13 protein-coding genes and 2 pseudogenes are annotated in these 15,683 nt (G+C 70.4%); 8 read left to right on the forward strand and 7 right to left on the reverse strand.

Features of this window, described 5'->3' with window-relative positions; translation table 11 throughout:
• Window positions 1–13: 13 nt before the first annotated feature.
• Window positions 14–4,219 carry an NPCBM/NEW2 domain-containing protein gene (locus OG948_RS56085; RefSeq protein ID WP_331772796.1) on the reverse strand — a complete coding sequence of 1,402 codons (4,206 nt, stop codon included), beginning with the start codon at window positions 4,217–4,219 and terminating at the stop codon, window positions 14–16.
• Between the two features lie 36 nt (window positions 4,220–4,255).
• Here OG948_RS56085 and OG948_RS56090 point away from each other — a divergent pair, with 36 nt between their 5' ends.
• Window positions 4,256–4,405: a hypothetical protein gene (locus OG948_RS56090; RefSeq protein ID WP_406300793.1), complete on the forward strand. Its 150-nt coding sequence runs from the start codon at window positions 4,256–4,258 to the stop codon at window positions 4,403–4,405.
• Between the two features lie 449 nt (window positions 4,406–4,854).
• Window positions 4,855–4,953 (forward strand): annotated as a pseudogene (locus tag OG948_RS56095) (winged helix-turn-helix domain-containing protein); the annotation flags it as partial.
• Window positions 4,954–5,077: 124 nt separating this feature from the next.
• Here the strand turns inward: OG948_RS56095 and OG948_RS56100 are convergent.
• The 4 genes from OG948_RS56100 to OG948_RS56115 form a co-directional block, all read right to left on the reverse strand.
• Entirely contained in the window at window positions 5,078–6,436 is a 1,359-nt protein-coding gene (locus tag OG948_RS56100) for a hypothetical protein (protein ID WP_331772797.1), read from the reverse strand.
• 293 nt (window positions 6,437–6,729) lie between these two features.
• Window positions 6,730–6,861 (reverse strand): hypothetical protein, encoded by a 132-nt coding sequence (locus OG948_RS56105; protein ID WP_331772798.1) that lies wholly within the window; start codon window positions 6,859–6,861, stop codon window positions 6,730–6,732.
• Window positions 6,862–8,148: 1,287 nt separating this feature from the next.
• Window positions 8,149–8,757, reverse strand: a complete 609-nt coding sequence (wrbA, locus tag OG948_RS56110) for an NAD(P)H:quinone oxidoreductase (protein ID WP_331772799.1) — start codon at window positions 8,755–8,757, stop codon at window positions 8,149–8,151.
• Window positions 8,758–8,918: 161 nt separating this feature from the next.
• On the reverse strand, window positions 8,919–9,221 hold the full coding sequence (locus OG948_RS56115) for a muconolactone Delta-isomerase family protein (RefSeq protein WP_331772800.1): 303 nt from the start codon (window positions 9,219–9,221) through the stop codon (window positions 8,919–8,921).
• A 230-nt stretch (window positions 9,222–9,451) separates the two neighbouring features.
• Here OG948_RS56115 and OG948_RS56120 point away from each other — a divergent pair.
• Window positions 9,452–9,673, forward strand: a pseudogene (locus OG948_RS56120) (SDR family NAD(P)-dependent oxidoreductase); the annotation flags it as partial.
• A 275-nt stretch (window positions 9,674–9,948) separates the two neighbouring features.
• On the opposite strand, the gene OG948_RS56125 reads toward OG948_RS56120, so the two are convergent.
• A complete protein-coding gene (locus OG948_RS56125) occupies window positions 9,949–10,569 on the reverse strand; it encodes a TetR/AcrR family transcriptional regulator (protein WP_331772801.1) in 621 nt (206 codons plus the stop codon).
• A gap of 152 nt (window positions 10,570–10,721) precedes the next feature.
• Between OG948_RS56125 and OG948_RS56130 the strand changes: the two genes are divergently transcribed.
• The 3 genes from OG948_RS56130 (at window position 10,722) to OG948_RS56140 (ending at window position 11,909) form a co-directional block, all read left to right on the forward strand.
• On the forward strand, window positions 10,722–11,075 hold the full coding sequence (locus tag OG948_RS56130; RefSeq protein WP_331772802.1) for an SgcJ/EcaC family oxidoreductase: 354 nt from the start codon (window positions 10,722–10,724) through the stop codon (window positions 11,073–11,075).
• Window positions 10,987–11,454, forward strand: coding sequence for an ester cyclase (locus tag OG948_RS56135; protein ID WP_331772803.1), 468 nt, complete (start codon window positions 10,987–10,989; stop codon window positions 11,452–11,454). The genes OG948_RS56130 and OG948_RS56135 overlap by 89 nt, the downstream gene beginning before the upstream one ends.
• A gap of 167 nt (window positions 11,455–11,621) precedes the next feature.
• Window positions 11,622–11,909: a hypothetical protein gene (locus tag OG948_RS56140; protein WP_331773627.1), complete on the forward strand. Its 288-nt coding sequence runs from the start codon at window positions 11,622–11,624 to the stop codon at window positions 11,907–11,909.
• Here OG948_RS56140 and OG948_RS56145 read toward each other — a convergent pair.
• Window positions 11,851–12,501, reverse strand: coding sequence for a helicase associated domain-containing protein (locus OG948_RS56145; protein WP_331772804.1), 651 nt, complete (start codon window positions 12,499–12,501; stop codon window positions 11,851–11,853). The genes OG948_RS56140 and OG948_RS56145 overlap by 59 nt on opposite strands.
• A gap of 454 nt (window positions 12,502–12,955) precedes the next feature.
• On the opposite strand from OG948_RS56145, the gene OG948_RS56150 reads away from it, so the two are divergent.
• Both OG948_RS56150 and OG948_RS56155 read left to right on the forward strand, forming a co-directional pair.
• The gene (locus OG948_RS56150; RefSeq protein WP_406300794.1) at window positions 12,956–14,482 is read left to right on the forward strand and encodes a protein kinase domain-containing protein; all 1,527 of its coding nucleotides are present in this window, start codon (window positions 12,956–12,958) and stop codon (window positions 14,480–14,482) included.
• Window positions 14,483–14,943: 461 nt separating this feature from the next.
• Window positions 14,944–15,549, forward strand: a complete 606-nt coding sequence (locus OG948_RS56155) for a GPP34 family phosphoprotein (RefSeq protein ID WP_331772807.1) — start codon at window positions 14,944–14,946, stop codon at window positions 15,547–15,549.
• The last annotated feature ends 134 nt before the right edge of the window (window positions 15,550–15,683 follow it).

Raw genomic sequence — 15,683 nt, forward strand, 5'->3', positions numbered from 1 at the left:
GACCGCGGATGGCTCAGCCGCAGACCACCCGGGCGTCGGCCCAGTCGGCGTGGTCGGAGCCGTTGCCGTCACCGCCGTCGTTGATCCGCAGCGTCAGTATCCTCACCCCCGTCACGTCGGCATCGACGGCGCGGGCACTGTCGGGGCCGCGGACGACAGGGGTGTCGGCGATTTGCCGGCCGTCGCCGAGCACCTGATACGACACCGAACCACCACCGGCCTTCTCGTCATCGATACCGACCACAGCGTGGAAGGCGCTACAGGAACGGCCGAGCCAGATGGTGACATCGCTGCTCGCGTGCGCTCCCAGGCCCTTGGCGTACGCCTTCCCGTCGAGGGTCAGGGCCGCTCCATCGCCGGCGCCGTTCTCACCGTTGGACTTGTCGCGCTCGACCGGGCCCCACCCGTTGGACGCGCTCAGGAACGGCAGGTCGCTGACATACGCGGTTCCGCTCGGGTTGGGCGGCGGCACGAACACCCGGACCACCTTCTCCACACGCACCGGGTGGTCCAGCGGATCATTGGGGAATCGGAAATGGTAGGTGGCGACGACCGGCAGGTCGTAATACCCGGAGGCAGCCTGCTTCGGTGGCGTGACGGCCCACCGGCCCTCGATCGAGGAACCGTCCCGCATATCCGGCTTCGACACCGTCGGGCCGTCGACCTGCCACCCGGAGGGCGGCGTCACGCTGAGGTCCACGTCGTTGATCGGCCCGTTCGCCGACACATCGAACGTGCCGCGCACGTCGATGGCGTGGCCCGGTTGCGCATCCGTCGTCCCGGTCGGGGTCGCCGTCAGGGACGTCTTCGGCCGCCGGCGGCCGTTCGCCGCCAGAGCGTGGATCGACCCGTCGTCGGTGAGGGCGATCACCCAGGAACCGCTGACGGACAGTGCCGAGGTCACCCCGCCGCCGAGGTTGTACTCGGTCACCAGCGTGCCGGCGGCGCGGTCCAGAACGAGCAGACGCCCGTCGCGGGTGCCCGCGTAGACATAGTCCTTGGTCGCCAGCGCGTGCATGGCAGGGGATCCGGGCCCGGTGTCCTTGGCGCAGCCGCTCGCCACCTTCGCCTTGTCGTCCTTGGGGCTTTCTCCGGGCAGGTAGCCGACCTTGGTCTCCCATAGCGGCTTGGACGGGTCGGCCGCCTTGGTGTCGTAGGCGCGGACGAAACCTTCACGGCTCGCGACGTAGGCGATGTCGCCCCAGACGGCGGGGCTGGTCACCGGAGCCTTGCCGGGCTCGCAGAGCCAGGGGTCGTCCGAGGGGTTCTTCCACAGCACCTTACCGGTCGTGAGGTCGTGCCCGCGGACACCGCTCGCGGTCGCCGTCACCAATTGCGGGTCGCCGCCGGCCGGGTCGGTGAGGACCGGGGAGGACATGCTGTCGAGGCCGCCGCCGGTGTCCTGTTCCCACTGCTTCGTGCAGGTCGCCAGATCCATGGCGATCAGCTTGTTGCTGGAACCATCGTGCAGATAGGCGGTGTTGGAGCCGGGCCGACGGATCGCCGTGCTGTGGAACTGGCCCCAGGCGAACGAGCCGCCGAAGCCGCCGGGCAGCATTGCGCCGGTCGCGGCGTCACGGCAGCGGATGTTGTACGCGTCCTGGTAGACGGCGACCGAGCGCTGGTCGGTGCCCGCAAGCGCGAAGACGCTGACCGGGCCGCCCGCGCGGCCGTAGCGGCGCACGGTGTCACCGTGCTGCTCCTCACGGTCGATCGACTGCCACACGATCCGGCCGCGCTCGGCGTCGAGAGCGTAGATCCGGCCGACACCGGTGGTCAGGTAGACCTTGCCGTCGTGCAGGGTGGGCACCGACTCGGCGTCGCCGTCCAGGTAGGTACGCCAGATCTCGCGACCGGACTTGAGGTCGTAGGCGAGCATCATGCTGTACGGGGAGTCGAACGCCCGGGAGGCGACGATCACCTTGCCGTCTGCGATCACCGATCCGTTGAGGTTGAACTGTTCACCGGTGTTGGCGGCCCAGCGCAGGCCGAGCTCGCTGCCCGGATCGTCCGAGCTCGCGGAGCGCCCTGCCTCGTCGCGGCCCTGACGGGTCCAGTCCTGGCCGCTCTCGGGCTTGGGCAGCTTGCCCTTGGGCACCACCTGGAAGGTGTTGGTGATGGTGGGCCACGCCTTGCCCTTGGTGTCGACGGCGATCATCTCGGCCGTATACGTTCCCGGGGCCAGACCCTCGATCCGGTCACTGACCCGGGTCCAGGACATCCGCGCGTCCGGGCACGGCTCCGGCTTGCCGCCGGGCGCCGTGTAGCAGTTCTCGATGCCCCTCCGGTCCTTGCTCACGCCGAACTTCAGGTCTTTCCCCTTCTTCACCGTACGGCCGCGGTCGTCACGGACGACGAGGGACGCGGTGGCCGGGGTGCGGCCGTCGTCCTCCGCGTACAGCTCGACCGGAATCTTGTCGCCGGTGGGGTGGACGCTGTCCTGTGCGGGGCTGACCAGCGCGGCATCGTCTTGGACGTTGAACTCCCGGTGCGTACCGGTGACGAGGCCGGTGTCCTCGTTGCGCTTGGTGGCCGGGTCGTCGGTGATCTCCTTGAAGTCGAGGATCTTGTAGTCGGGTTGGGAGCCGTCGATGCCGTAGTTGCCCTGGTTGTTGATCTCGACCGAGCGGTCCCAGGCGCCACGGCGGAACTCGGCCTGCTGGTTGTGGCCCGCGGCGAACAGTCGCACGTCGTACTTCGCCAGTTCGTCGACGGTCGGCTGCATGCCGGCCCCCGGACCCCACTGGGTGAACAGCGACCGGTGCGCGAAGACCAGCACCTGCTTGCCGACCGCGTGGCGCTTGAGGTCCTCACGCAACCACTCGAGCTGCGGTGCGAGGCCGCTGGAGTCGTAGTTGTCCTCGAGCACGACGATATGACGGCCGTTGCGGTCGAAGCTGTACCACTCCGGGCCCATGTTCCGCCGGTAGAACTCCATACTGCCGCCGTAGCCACGGGAGTCGACATCACCACCGAAGTCGTGGTTGCCGATCACCGGGTAGAAGGGCATGCCGAGTCTGCCGTCGGTCAGGCCCTTGCGCAGGCCGTCCCAATTGCGCTGCCGGCCCGACGGCGGAGTCCCGTCGATGACCGTCATGTCACCCGTGTCGATCGCCATCGACGCGCCGTCCACCTCGGACATCGCCTCGACGTGGCCGGTCCACTCCGGGCCGCCGGCCGTCTCGGTGTCGGAGACCATCAACCACTTCTCGGTGGGGTTGGCGGCGTTCTTGTCCTTGACGAGCGCGAAGTCGATCCCGGAGTGCGGGCCCGCGCCCTCCGGGACCTTGTGGAAGTACTGCGGGACGTAATCCTCCCGCAGCGCGGGGGTGTAGCCGTTGGGGGAAACGATGCTGACGAGGTCGGTCTCCCGGCGGGTCGGGTCCATCCGCAGGCTGTACGAGCCGTCGGCGCCGGTCGTTGTCCAGCCGGCACCGTCGGTGACATCGACGCCGGCCATCGGGGCCTCGCCCGTGTCGCGCCTGCCGTTGCCGTTGACGTCCTCGAAGACCGTGCCCGTGACCGTGTTCGCGGTCGCCGCCGACTCCTCGGCGAGCGGCGCCGCCCCTGCCATCTGGGGAGCCAGACAGGACAGTGTCACCACGCCGACAGCGGCCAGCCTCATCCGCCTACGGCCGGCGCGCACCCTGGCGACCAGCTTGGCGACCTCGAGTCGCCCGGTGCGGATCCCCCACACCGCGAGCAGCAGCGCGGCGGCCACCGCGATGCCCAGCCCCACCACTCCCCACGGGAAGGCGGGGAGCGCGTGCGCACCCGAGGCGTCGACGACGGGGGTCTGCGCGTTGGCGTTGACCGTGGTGCCGTCGAACTCGGCGATGACCTGGGTCAGCCCGCCCTGCTTCAACATCGCGCTCAGGTCGAGCTTGTCGACGCGGCAGCTCCACGCCAGCTCGACCACGACACCGCCGGGGACACCGCCGGCATCCCCGGCGACGCCGGAGCCGGTGGCCGGGCACGCCGCGCTCAGCAGGTGCGACGCCCAGGCACCCGCCTTCTCGGGCGACACCACATCACGATGGACGATCAGCCGCCCGCTGGTGACGTTCTCCTTGGTCGTGACGACGAGTTCGGCGTGCTGCGGTGACACATGCGCAGCAGCCGGCTGGGCACAAAAGCCCACGACGAGCAGGAGCAGCATGGTGCCCAGACCTGCTGCTCTGCACAGGATCCGGGAGGAGGAGTTCCGGTTTTCCATCATGACCACGACCATGTGGTCGCGTCGAGGAACGTCCCCGTGGCGGCGACGGTGTCGGCCGCCACGCCGCTTTCCGGGGTGGCCGGCACGACGGCCGCCGCTGACGCGGAACCGGTGACAGCCATGAGTGAGTGCACTATCGAAGCCGTCAAGCTTCGGGTGGGTCGATACAGTCTGCGCATCGACTGACCTCTTTCTGATCGCGGTGCAGATTGATTCGATAGCTCGTTGATTCGATCGCTCGCATTCCGGAGGGACCCGTCCGCACACACGGTCGCTGCCCGAGGCTGGGACTTCCCCTGTGGATGGCAGAGATGGCGAGCCGGTATCGCCCTCATCGGCGCACGTCGCCCCGACGGGTCAGTCGGAAGCGTAGAAGGCGGCGACACCGCCGTGGATTTACACTGGGTGAACTCCTGTGGGTGCGTGGGGAAACCGGTCCGCAACGGTTCCTTTCGTGACCGTGCGTGGGACCCGCCATCCGTCCGGTGATCGGTGGTCACCTTCCTGATGTCGGCTTGTGGGTTGGCGAACTGGCTGCCGTGCAGGGGAAGTTCGTGTGTCGGCTGCCGGCATTGGAAAGGGAGTTGGAGAAGGGTCCGCGAGCCCATGGCTGGGCGGATCAGCGCTGGACGTCGATGCCAGTGAAGGCGGTGATCCGACGCCGTTTCGGTGTGACGTACTCGACCCACGGGGTGTGGGATCCATTGCGGCGTGCCGGGTGGTCGTGTCGGCAACCGGCTCGGCGGGCGGTGGAGTGGAACGAGGACGCGGTGCGGAGTTGGGTGCGGGAGACGTGGCCGGCGGTGGAAGCACCGCGGCGGCGCTCGACGCCTGGATCGTTGCCGTCGCACTCGCTCGTCATGGGGCCAGGACGTGCCCCGCCGCCATCGCGGAGGCCACGGCACCACCGGCCACGACGGCCGAAGCTGCGGCAATGGGCAGTCGGCGGGTCCATGCGCGCAGTTTCGCCGACTTGGATGCCTGGGCCAGGAGGGCGTCGCGTCCGCGCAGTACGGCCAGCCCGACGCCGGTGAGGGTCAGTGCCATGCCGACGCCGAAGGCCGCCACCATCAGGAGGGCGACACCGAACCGGCCGGTGAGCAGCCCGCTGAGCAGCACGAGGAACGCGGAGGGGGAGGGAAGCAGGCCGCCGGAGGTGCCGAGCAGCACGAGGCCGCGCCTGGTGAGCAGCGACTCGGTGGGGATGGCATGACTGTGCCCGCGCCCGTGTCCGTGCGTGTGATCGTGTCCGTGCCCGTCCTCGTGTCCGTGCGTGTGATCGTGTCCGTGTCCATGCGTGTGGTCGTGGCTGTGTCGGTGGGCGAGGGCGGACCGGTGGCGTCGTAGGAGGTTCACTCCGACGCCGACCACGACCAGTGCGGCGATCAGTTGGAGCCAGCCGGTCAGTGCGGCGACGTCCGGGGCGCTCTCGGCGGCGAGCCACCACCCGACGGCGAGCGCGGCCACCGACGCGGTGTGCATCGTCGCGACGATGACGCCCAGCCACAGCGCGTGTCGCGCTCGGGCGCGACCGCCGAGGAGGAAACCTGCCGCGAGCATCTTCCCGTGGCCCGGGGCGCAGGCGTGGAAGGCGCCCACGAGCGCGGCGACGAGCAGCGCCAAAGGCAGCGCGGCACGGTGATCCAGGAGTGCGGCCAGATCCGTGGTCCACACGGTGCCACGTCCGTGCGGCGTTCCGGTGTCGACGGAGTGGTCGGCGCTCGACGGGCCGACGGCGAGCTCACGAGTCGGCGCGTTCGCGGTGTGCAGGCCGCCGCTGCCGGCCGGGGTCACGGAGATGGTGCGGTATTTCGGGTCGACGTCGGACAGTGCGGTGATGGACAGGGTGATCGTGCCCACGGGGCGGGGGCAGCCGTAACGCAGTCGGGCGCCGTGGGCGGCGAGGTGTTGGGTGTCCGCCTCGTCGAGTCGGCAGGCCACTTCTCCTTGGCTCACCTTGATGTGCGAGCCCAGGTATTGGGCCTGGGTCACCGCCTGGGTCCGGGCCGTCTCGTCGAGTACGGCCAGGTCGTCCGACGCGGCCGACCAGACGACGTCGACGGTCGTGCCCTCGGCCGAGACGCGGGCCACCGGCGGGGTGCCGAAGGGGTGTGCCTGGGCCGTGCCCGCGAGTGCGAGGAGCACCATCGGCGCGGCCAGGAGGCCGACGAGCAGCGGACGCAGTGCCCGGAATCGGGCCGCCGCAAGGGATTTCACAGTGACTCTTTCGATCGACGGTGCCCCGCGGGTTGCCTGCCCCGACGGGGGAAGGCAACCCGCAGCGCGTGGGGGTGCCTATCGGTGGAGCAGCCCGTTCCGCTTCAGCAGCGCAAAGGTCCAACTTGTCGATGTCGCCGCCTCACACCGGTTCGACATCGCCAAACACTCCGCGGGTCGCCGGTGACGCCCGATGTGCTGATCGGGCACCGGACGGTCAGCAGGTCCAACGCCCAGGCGCCGGCCTGCTCCGGGGAGCAGGCCACGCTGAACGAACAGCCCCCGCTGGTGGCTCAGTCCTTCGTGGAGACGACGGGTTCGACGTGCTGCGGCGACACGTGCGCCGATCCGGACCGCACGCCGACTCCCGAACCGAAGACGAGCAGCGCATGACCTCTCTCGGCCACCACACGTATCCATGTCATGCGGCGGACGCTACTTCTCCGGACGAATTCTGCGCGCCCTCGCAAAGAGAGTTCCCCGTCAGGACAACGAGAGTTCGCCGCCTGGTCATGTCACGACACCACGCGATCAACACTCTTCACGCAACCGACGTGTGCACATCACCCAATAGGGTCCGGCGAGTGATAATTGACGGTGAAGTCGGATGCGCTGCTCGGTCGATGGTCTACGGCCGCTCGTCGCCGGCTCTGGGGGAGTGCAGCATGGTTTTCACGACTGCGGCCCGGGGCGACGGCGGATTCGCGTCGCCCGTCCCACCTGCGGACCGCCTCTCGCCACGGACACGCCGCCACCGGTCGCTCGTGCAGTTCACGGTCCCCATCGGCCCATGTGGCCCACCAGGTCTCGGTGCGGCCGTCGCGGAAGGTGCGGGGAGCCGTGTGCCGGTCACCGGGATCCCGGCGTTCTCCCAGGCCTGGACGGCGGCGTCGACAGGGGTGTGGGCCTGGTCGACGTGGGCCCGGAGCCCGTGTCGTGGCTCCGACGTCATCACGAACGGCATTGCAGCATCGCGGAGTTCCCCGAAAGGCCGTCCTGGCCGCCGTACGCGCAATCGGCGGTCATCGCCCGGAACGCGCACCCCCGCATCGTGGGGCTGACGCTGCGCGCGTCCCGAACAGGTCGTCATTCCGGGCCGCATGGCCCTCCAATGGTCCGGAGCGGCGGACACGGCGCCCGAGCGATCACGGCCCCGAGCAGGCCGGTTGATCCACCGCGCGGTGCCTACAGCGTCGCGTGCCGGATACGGCGGAACGACGGCGGCTACCGCCGGGTCGAGTTCCGTGGTCATTGCGCGCTCACAGTCCGATGGCGAATCGGTCGTCGCGGACCACGCCCACCGTTTGACCGATGGTCTGGTCGACGGATGTGGGCAGCGGGCCCCACGGCCGCCGGCGTCGGGTTGGCCGTACCGCGGGGACGCGACGCCATACTGGCTCGGGCATCCAAGGCGGCGAAGCTGGGCGCATGGACCCTGCGACTGCCGGTTGCCGCGGCTTCGGCCGTCGTGGTCGGTGGTGCCGTGGCCTCCGCGATGGCGGTGGGGCACGTCCTGGCCCCATGACGTGCGGGCGCACGCCCGCGTCCGCTATCCGCGCTGTGACGGGATGCCGTCCGTCGTCGATCCGGTTCGGGCAGGGCGCCCGGTCCATTCGGGTTCGCGGCGAGCCTGCCACCGTCGGACGGCGGTCGATCGGCCGGCGCCGCCGGTGTGGCGGCGCCGGCCTGCCCCGATGCCGCCGGCGGATGGGTCAGGCTGCCTTGAGCCGAGCCGCTATCGTCACCACGCGCTCGGCTTGGTGACGGGCGGCGGCGCGGGTGGTGTCGTCCACCGGGTTCGTGCCCTGCCCGTCCACGTGCGAGGTGCCGTAAGGGTTGCCGTCGGCGAACTTGACCGGGTCCGTGAAGCCGGGGGCGACCACGATGCCGCCGAAGTGGTGGACGCTGGTGTAGAGCGCCTGGAGTGTCGTCTCCTGGCCGGCGTGGAGGGTCGCGGACGAGGTGAAGCCGCTGTAGACCTTGTCGGCCAGTTTCGCCTGTGCCCACAGCCCGCCCAGGGTGTCGATGAACTGCTTGAGCTGCGCGGCGATGTTGCCGAACCGGGTGGCGGATCCGAAGAGTACGGCGTCCGCCCACTCGATGTCCTCGGGCGTCGCCTCGGGGATGTCCGCGGTGGCCGCGTGGTTGGCCGCCCACGCCGGATTGGCCTCGATGGCCGCCCGCGGGGCCAGTTCCGCGGCCTTTACCAGGCGGACCTCGGCACCCGCCTTCACACCGGCATCGCGCAGTTCCTTGGCGATTTCGGCGATGGTGCCGGTGGAGGAGTAGTAGATGATCGCAAGCTTGACGGGAGTGGCCACGGGTGGCTCCGTTTCGGTACTGGGGTTCGGTACTGGGGTTCGGTACTGGGCTTCGATACTAGACGACCGGTCGACTATTTCAACGTAGGCGACGGGTCCGAATGGGTCAAGATCGGGTGCTGTGGGCTGCTGCGGCGGCGAAGCCCGTCGGGTCCGTGCGATCAGCCGGCGACGGCAGCCCCGCCGGGGTCGTTGGGGTGGGGCACCAAGACCGTCACCGCAGCGGTCATCCACGGCCACAGGGGCAGGGAGCCGAGCACCTTCTCGTACAGCTCGCCCTCGTCCGCGGCCCGCCAAATGCCGATGCTGCGCAGTTCGCCCGCCGGGCGCCACAGCCTGACGAGGTGACCGGCCGCGGCCAATTCCCCGGCCCTGGCGGATTCCTCGGCGCGACGACGGTCGACCTCCGCAGGGTCGGTGCCCTCGGGAACGGTGGTGGTGAGCTCGACCAGGAACTCCTTCATGGCACTTCTCCTTGGTTCTGCGGGGCCGTCGGCCCCTCGTAGCTGGTGCGCCGAAGGCGGTGTGGCCGCCCGCGCGTCCTGCGCGCACGCCCCGTTCCAGACAGCGCGCACGGTCCTCGAAACCATCCCGAGCGGTCGTCTGGATCCAACATAGACGACCGATCGTCTACTACAATAGGCGACCGGTCGGCTGGATCGGATCATCCTCAACTTTCCGAAAGAAGGTCTTCATGAGCACGCAGGTTCGGAAGGTCGCGGTCGTCACGGGTGCGTCGCAGGGCATCGGGGCCGGGATCGTCACCGCCTACCGCAAGCTGGGTTACGGCGTCGTCGCCACCTCGCGCCGCATCCCGGCATCGGACGACCCCGACGTCGTCACCGTCCAGGGCGACATCGCAGACCGCGCGACCGCAGAGCGTGTCATCGCCGCCGGTGTCGGGGCCCCGGGGCGGGGCGCGCCTATTCGTGCCCCTGCGGCCGCCTTGGAACCAGCCTCCGGCGGGGCCCGCCCACTGCCGCGAAAACGAACCGCCCGGGCCGGCCACCCCGGGGACCGGCCCGGGCGGGCCACTACCTTCCCTGGTCGAGTCCGTCCCATCTCACGACGAGACAAGACACTGCACGACCTCGCCGCTTGAGACGCCCAGGCGCCCGACGCACGCCGAGGCCTCCGGGCCGACGGGACTCCGGCGCGAGACACCGCGACCCGCCGGCGGCGGACCGGCGTTCACGCCTCGGCCGCCTCCTGCCGCGGCGTCCGGGCGCCCAGCAGGGCCAGGCAGTTCGCCCAGAGAAAGCTCAGCTGGGACGTGTTGTTGTAGAGCTTGGCGAACAACACCTGTCCCTCCAACTGCGCGACGACCGCTCGCGCGGCCTCACGGGTGTCGGCGACGGCGACCTCACCACGCTCGCGCGCCTCGGCGACGACCGACTCCACCATGTCGACCTGGGCATCGAAGATCTCCTGCAGGCGCCCGCGGATCGCCTCGGTCTGATTGCTCAACTCCAACGTGAGGTTCCCGAACAGGCAGCCGGAGACGGTGCCACAGCTCTTCTGCCCCGCGCGCTGGCTTGCCTCGGTCTCCTCGAAGAGCTGCCGCAACCGCTGCAGGGGGTCGGCGTCACCGCGCAGAACCCGGGTCCATTCGCGACGCCGGCCGACCCAGTGCTCGTCGAGCACGGTCAGCGCCAGCGCCTCCTTGGACGCGAAGAAATGGTAGAAGCTCCCCTTGGGCACCCCCGCCGCCGTGCAGATCTCGGCCACGCCCAGCGCCGAGTAGCCACGCAGCTCGATGAGCGACTGCGCGGCGCTGACGATCTTTCCCCTGGCGTCACTGGTTCGTCCCATGGTTGTGAGTATACGACCGCTCGACTACTTTATAGTGGACCGGTCGGCTGGTTGATCCTCGAGACCCTCCGGTCATGGTCCGTGACCATTCGTGGCAGGAGCCGCTGCCCGCACGCCCCGCGCCGAGGAGAGTTGAAGCAATGAGCCATCCGATGCATGACGTCCTTCGGTACTGGAAAGCCGCTTTCGACGGACATCGGTCCGACGCCATGGCCGACCTGTTCACCCCGGACGCCCTCTTCCAGGGCTTCGGCCCCACCGTCCTCACGGGCCGGGACGCGGTGCGGGGCTACTACGAAGCCGTACCGGCCGGCCGAAGGGCAGAGGTGACGGTCCTGCGCACATACACGATCGGCGAGCAGGTCGCCGGAGGCTTCGCGGACGTCACGTTCGGCGACGCGCACGGCTGGGAGGTCCATGTGCACCTGTCACTGGTCCTCCGCCTCGACGACGCCGGCTGGCGGATCCGCCAGTACCACGTCTCCCGCGTCGACGCCGAGCAATAGAACGCCGCCGAAGACCCGCTGTTCCCTTCACAACGACGACGAGGTATGGGTCCGACTTCGTATGCAGGGGCGTCACAGCGGCGCCTTCGTCCTCTTCAAGGAGGGCGCCGTGGACCAGGTCGTGCCGCCCACAGGGCGCGAGATCGATTTTGAGCAGATCCATGTGCTCGACCTGCGTGACGGCAAGGTGATCCGGCACAAGGCGATACGTGATGACGTCACGATGCTCGGTCAACTGGGAGTCTTCCCACCCACCCCGGCCGCCGGGATGCGCATGCTCGCGTGGCGGGCCACCGGACGAGCCGCGCGGGCCGGCTCGGTGGTGACAACGCAGGCAGCTCAAGCGGCCGCGACGGTGACTCACATGCCGACCGCGTGACCTGTGCCCCGGCCGACTTCGCACCATTGCTGCGTGTCGGCGCCGGCGCATCGCCGGCCGGCGTCGCGGCAACGCAATTGCTTCCAGGGACGATTGGCAAGGCGCCGGCGATCGAGCTCGCCCGCACGACAGGGACGGTCGAGGACGTCGGGCACGTGGTGATCCTGATGCAGGAGAACCGCTCGTTCGATCACTGTTTCGGCACGACGCGGTGTGTGCGTGGGCACGGGACCCGCGGCCGCACATCCGGCCGAACGGCCGGCCGGTGTGGAATCAGCCGCCGGCGCGGGTGCACACCGCACGGTACAACGGCCGGCGCCTGCCGGACGATGCCGAGTACATGCCGCCGTTCCCGGTGGATGCGCTGCACACCAGCGAGTTCATCGCCGCGACCGGTCACGGCTGGGGCAGTGGGCAACTGCCGTGGAACCAGGGCCGATACGACGGGTGGGTGAGGCCACAACCTACGTTCGTCAAGTCTTCGCCACGGCGGGAGGTGGCGCACGACGGCGTCAGGCTCGGCTGCGGGGATCTCGAAGCTGGGAGACGACAGCTCTCGAGGTCGTTGACGAGGCCGTCCACAAGTGCCACCGGTTCAGCCATGGACTTCCCGCACTCCGACGCCGCCGAGTCCGTCCCCGACCCGTTCGACGCCGCGTGTACCCGCGCCTCGACCACGGCCGAGGCGCGGCGCCCGCGCTCCGTTCCGGGCGGTCGGTGCCGGCGCCCCGGAAGCGGCGCGCGCAGGTGGCCGTGGGTGGCGTGCCGGCGCCGAGCGGCGACATATCCGCGTCGCCAGTCGCGGCGTTCGGGGTTGATCACGCGCAGGTCGATGAAGTCGCGGAGCAGGGTGGGGTCGCGGTCGGTCATGAACCGGACGAGGAACCGCTCCTCGACGTCGGCGTCGTCCTGGTCGCCGTCACCGGGCTCGGCGTCGTCCTGGTCCTCGATGTGCTCGCCGGCGTCGGCGGTTCGGCGGTCGGTGTCGTCGATGTCGATCGCTCTCGCCCGGGTCTTGGGTCCGCTGGGGGCGGGTGTGGCGAGCATGTCGAGGACGCGTGCGTCGTGTGCTGCTGCTGACCGACCTGCCCGTCACCGCAGTTCTGCGCCGGCTGGTCTCGCCGCGAGCCGGAGAGTTGGCCGCTCAGCCGCGTGGTGCGGCGCTGATGGCGCTCCAACAGCCCGGGAACCTGCTCACGGAAGGTCTGCCGAGGCAGCCCGGGACCGGACGGACCAGGACCAGCGCCGACAACCCCGAAAACACCGTTCCCACAAGCGTGTCGACATCAAGCACACCCCATGATCACAGGGAATTACCCACCGTAGCCACCGCCTACGGAACAGAGCCGAATCCGTGATACTGCCCTGTGCCCACACGTGGCTGTGCGTAGCCGGGTGTTCGTCCGTGCCGGGTGTTCGTTCGGTGGGTTGGTAGGGTCCGGTGCGCCGGTGATCGACCGGTGGCGAGGGGGATGGCTTCGGAAGGGTGGACCCTGTGCAGGTGCAGCAGCTCGGTGGCCGCTATACCTGGGTGGGCTTGCTCGGCCGGGGTGGCATGGGCGAGGTGTGGGAGGCGTGGGACGCCGAGCTGCAGCGCGCGGTGGCGGTGAAGCTGCTCACGGCCGTGCCCGGGGACTCGGGTGCCGGATCGCGGTTGCGGGACGAGGCACGGGCGGTGGCGCGGCTGAGCGACCCGAACATCGCGGCGATCCACGATGTCTGCCGCGCCCCGGACGGCCGGGACTACCTGGTGATGGAGCTGGTGCGCGGGTCGAGTGTGCAGCAGCTGATCCGCGGGCACGGCCCGTTGCCGTGGCCGACCGTTGCCAATCTGGGCGCGCAGACCGCGCGTGCGTTGGCCGCGGCCCATCGTGCGTCGGTGGTGCACCACGACATCAAGCCGTCGAACCTGCTGGTCACCGACGAGCAGGTGGTCAAGGTGGTCGACTTCGGGATCGCCGCCACCGCCGATGCCGGCACCGCGCCGGATGCGGGTGGCGCGCCGGGGCTGGGCACGGCCGCGTACACCGCCCCGGAACGTGCCCTGGGGCACCCGACCGGCCCGGCGGCGGACCTGTACGCGCTGGGCTGCGTGCTGTACGAAGCCCTCACCGGCCACCCGCCGTTCGTCGGCGACGACCCTGCCGGGGTGCTGTACCGGCACGTCCACGAGGAACCGGCACCGGTCGCGCGGGCGCGCCCGGACGCCCCCGCCGAGTTGGGTGCGCTTGTCCACCGGCTGCTGGCGAAGAACCCGCGGGACCGGCCGCGCTCCGCCGCCGAGACCGCGCACGCGCTGGCCGCCTGGGCCGGGCCGGGTCCCGCCGCGGTCGCGGTGCCCGAAGCGGGCGCGACACAGCTCCTGCCGCCCGTACCCGCGTCCGCGCCGGCCGATGCCGCACCGCCCGACGACGGGGCCACCGCGCTGTTGCCGCCGCTGCTGTCCGACGACGAGCCGCCGCACGGCGCACGGCGTGGCGACCTCCGCGACCGGCGTGGCCTGCTGCTGGTTGGGGCCCTGGTCGGCGCGGTGCTCGCGGTGGTGCTGGTGATCGTGCTGCTCGCGGCCGTGGACACCGGAGGCAGCCAAGCCGGTCCGGCGTCCGAGAGCACCGCCCGCGTATCCGCGTCGGCGGCTCCGGGCAGCGCCGAGGCGACGGTCTCCGCGACGGGTCCGGGCGCCCCTGCTCCCGCGAGCACGACGCCGGGCACGCCGTCCACCGCGAGCACCGCGCCGCCCTCGACCGTGGCGAGCAGTGCCCCGCCGTCCACCGCGGGCCCGGCGCAACTGGCCGCCGACCTGAACGCCGCCTACTCCGCCGCGTCCGCGTCGATGCAGCAGAAACTGGCCCGGGAAACCCGCGGCGACGTGAACGAGATCGCCCAGAAGCTGCGCGGCGGCGAGACGGGCAAAGCCGCCGAGAAGGCCCGCGATCTGCGCCGGAGCCTCGTCGAGGCACAGACCAAGGGCAAGTGGGACGGCGACGCCGTGTTCCTCCAGCTCCTCCAGCGCATCGCCGCGGGCTGACCACCGCCGATCGCACCCCACGCCCACCTCCTTCGGCTCGCCGGTGAACTCCCTGTCCGCTCTCTTCTGCGCCCGGGTGTCGATCCGCGGCACCAACCGGGTGAACGGGTCCACTGGCGAGTCGGTGATCCCGGCCTCCTGCGCGTGGCACGGCGCGGACGGCGGCGTCCGGCGCATCTCCGGCTTCGTCCGGGGCGGCAGCAGGTCCGCCGGATACTCCATCGAAGCCCGCGCTCGCCAGGAGTCGACCAGTTTCCCGGCACGTCCGTGCATGTCATGATGAATCCGATCATGGTGGGTGGAAGTCGATCACGGCGCGGCCGCGCACCACCGGCTGCCGGGTGCGTGGCCGCTTTCGTCTCACATCGGGTGCGGCCGGGGCCCGAGCTCCTTAGGCTCGTACTCGGACGTGCCGGTGCGCGGCCCGAGGCCTCCTGACGCCCACGACGTGGAGCCCGCTCATGACGACCCCCCGCGATCTGATGACCACCGCCATGGACGAGTCGCCCAGTCGCCCGGTGGCGCAAGGCGAACTGTCCCTCGCCCTGGCGGGCGCCGAGCTCATCGACCTCTTGGCCGCCGAGGCTGTCACGCTGGACGGCGACCTGATCGTCCCGGGCATCCGGACGCTCCTCGACGACGCCCTCCTCGACCAGGCCGCGGCATCGCTCGCCCGGGAGCAGCCCTTCGAGTCGGTCGAGGACTGGCTGTGGCGCAGAGGCCGCGACTTGGCCGCCACGTACGCGGCCGCCTTCGCGTCGGAAGGCCGACTCACCCGGGAGCGCCGCCGCTGGGTCCCGGTCCGGACCGACCAGGTGGTTGTGGCCGACTCCCAGGACCACCGCAATGCGCACGACCGGTGGGCCGCGCACGAGCCCGTCCTCACCGCTCTGGCCACCGCCGCGGGCATCCGCGCCAACGATGTCGAATCCCCGCCTGGTTCCGCCGACGACGCGGTAGGCGCCGTCCTCGCCGCAGTCGACAACGCCGTCACGGAGCTCGAAGCCGTACGCCGGCGCCGCGCCATCGAACAAGCCGCCTACGACAACATCTGGCGCGTGCCCTGAAAAGCCGTAGGGCGGTCTGGTCTGGGGTCGACCGCGGTTCGGTCTCGGTTGTCTCTCACGCTGAAGCGGCCCCGGAGCGATGGGCGAATTCGTGTGGTCGTCGCAACACGGGGTCGGTCGATAGGGCTGCCAGC

It is taken from the genome of Embleya sp. NBC_00888, assembly GCF_045207655.1.
Classification (GTDB): Bacteria; Actinomycetota; Actinomycetes; order Streptomycetales; family Streptomycetaceae; genus Embleya.

Bases quoted from the DNA above. Each gene is read 5' to 3' on its own strand.
- OG948_RS56125 (WP_331772801.1), bottom strand. From the start codon at position 10,569: ATGGGACGAACCAGTGACGCCAGGGGAAAGATCGTCAGCGCCGCGCAG.
- OG948_RS56115 (WP_331772800.1), bottom strand. From the start codon at position 9,221: ATGAAGGAGTTCCTGGTCGAGCTCACCACCACCGTTCCCGAGGGCACC.
- OG948_RS56105 (WP_331772798.1), bottom strand. From the start codon at position 6,861: ATGACATGGATACGTGTGGTGGCCGAGAGAGGTCATGCGCTGCTCGTC.
- OG948_RS56145 (WP_331772804.1), bottom strand. From the start codon at position 12,501: ATGCTCGCCACACCCGCCCCCAGCGGACCCAAGACCCGGGCGAGAGCG.
- OG948_RS56155 (WP_331772807.1), top strand. From the start codon at position 14,944: ATGACGACCCCCCGCGATCTGATGACCACCGCCATGGACGAGTCGCCC.
- OG948_RS56135 (WP_331772803.1), top strand. From the start codon at position 10,987: ATGTGCACCTGTCACTGGTCCTCCGCCTCGACGACGCCGGCTGGCGGA.
- OG948_RS56130 (WP_331772802.1), top strand. From the start codon at position 10,722: ATGCATGACGTCCTTCGGTACTGGAAAGCCGCTTTCGACGGACATCGG.
- OG948_RS56140 (WP_331773627.1), top strand. From the start codon at position 11,622: ATGCAGGAGAACCGCTCGTTCGATCACTGTTTCGGCACGACGCGGTGT.
- OG948_RS56085 (WP_331772796.1), bottom strand. From the start codon at position 4,219: ATGATGGAAAACCGGAACTCCTCCTCCCGGATCCTGTGCAGAGCAGCA.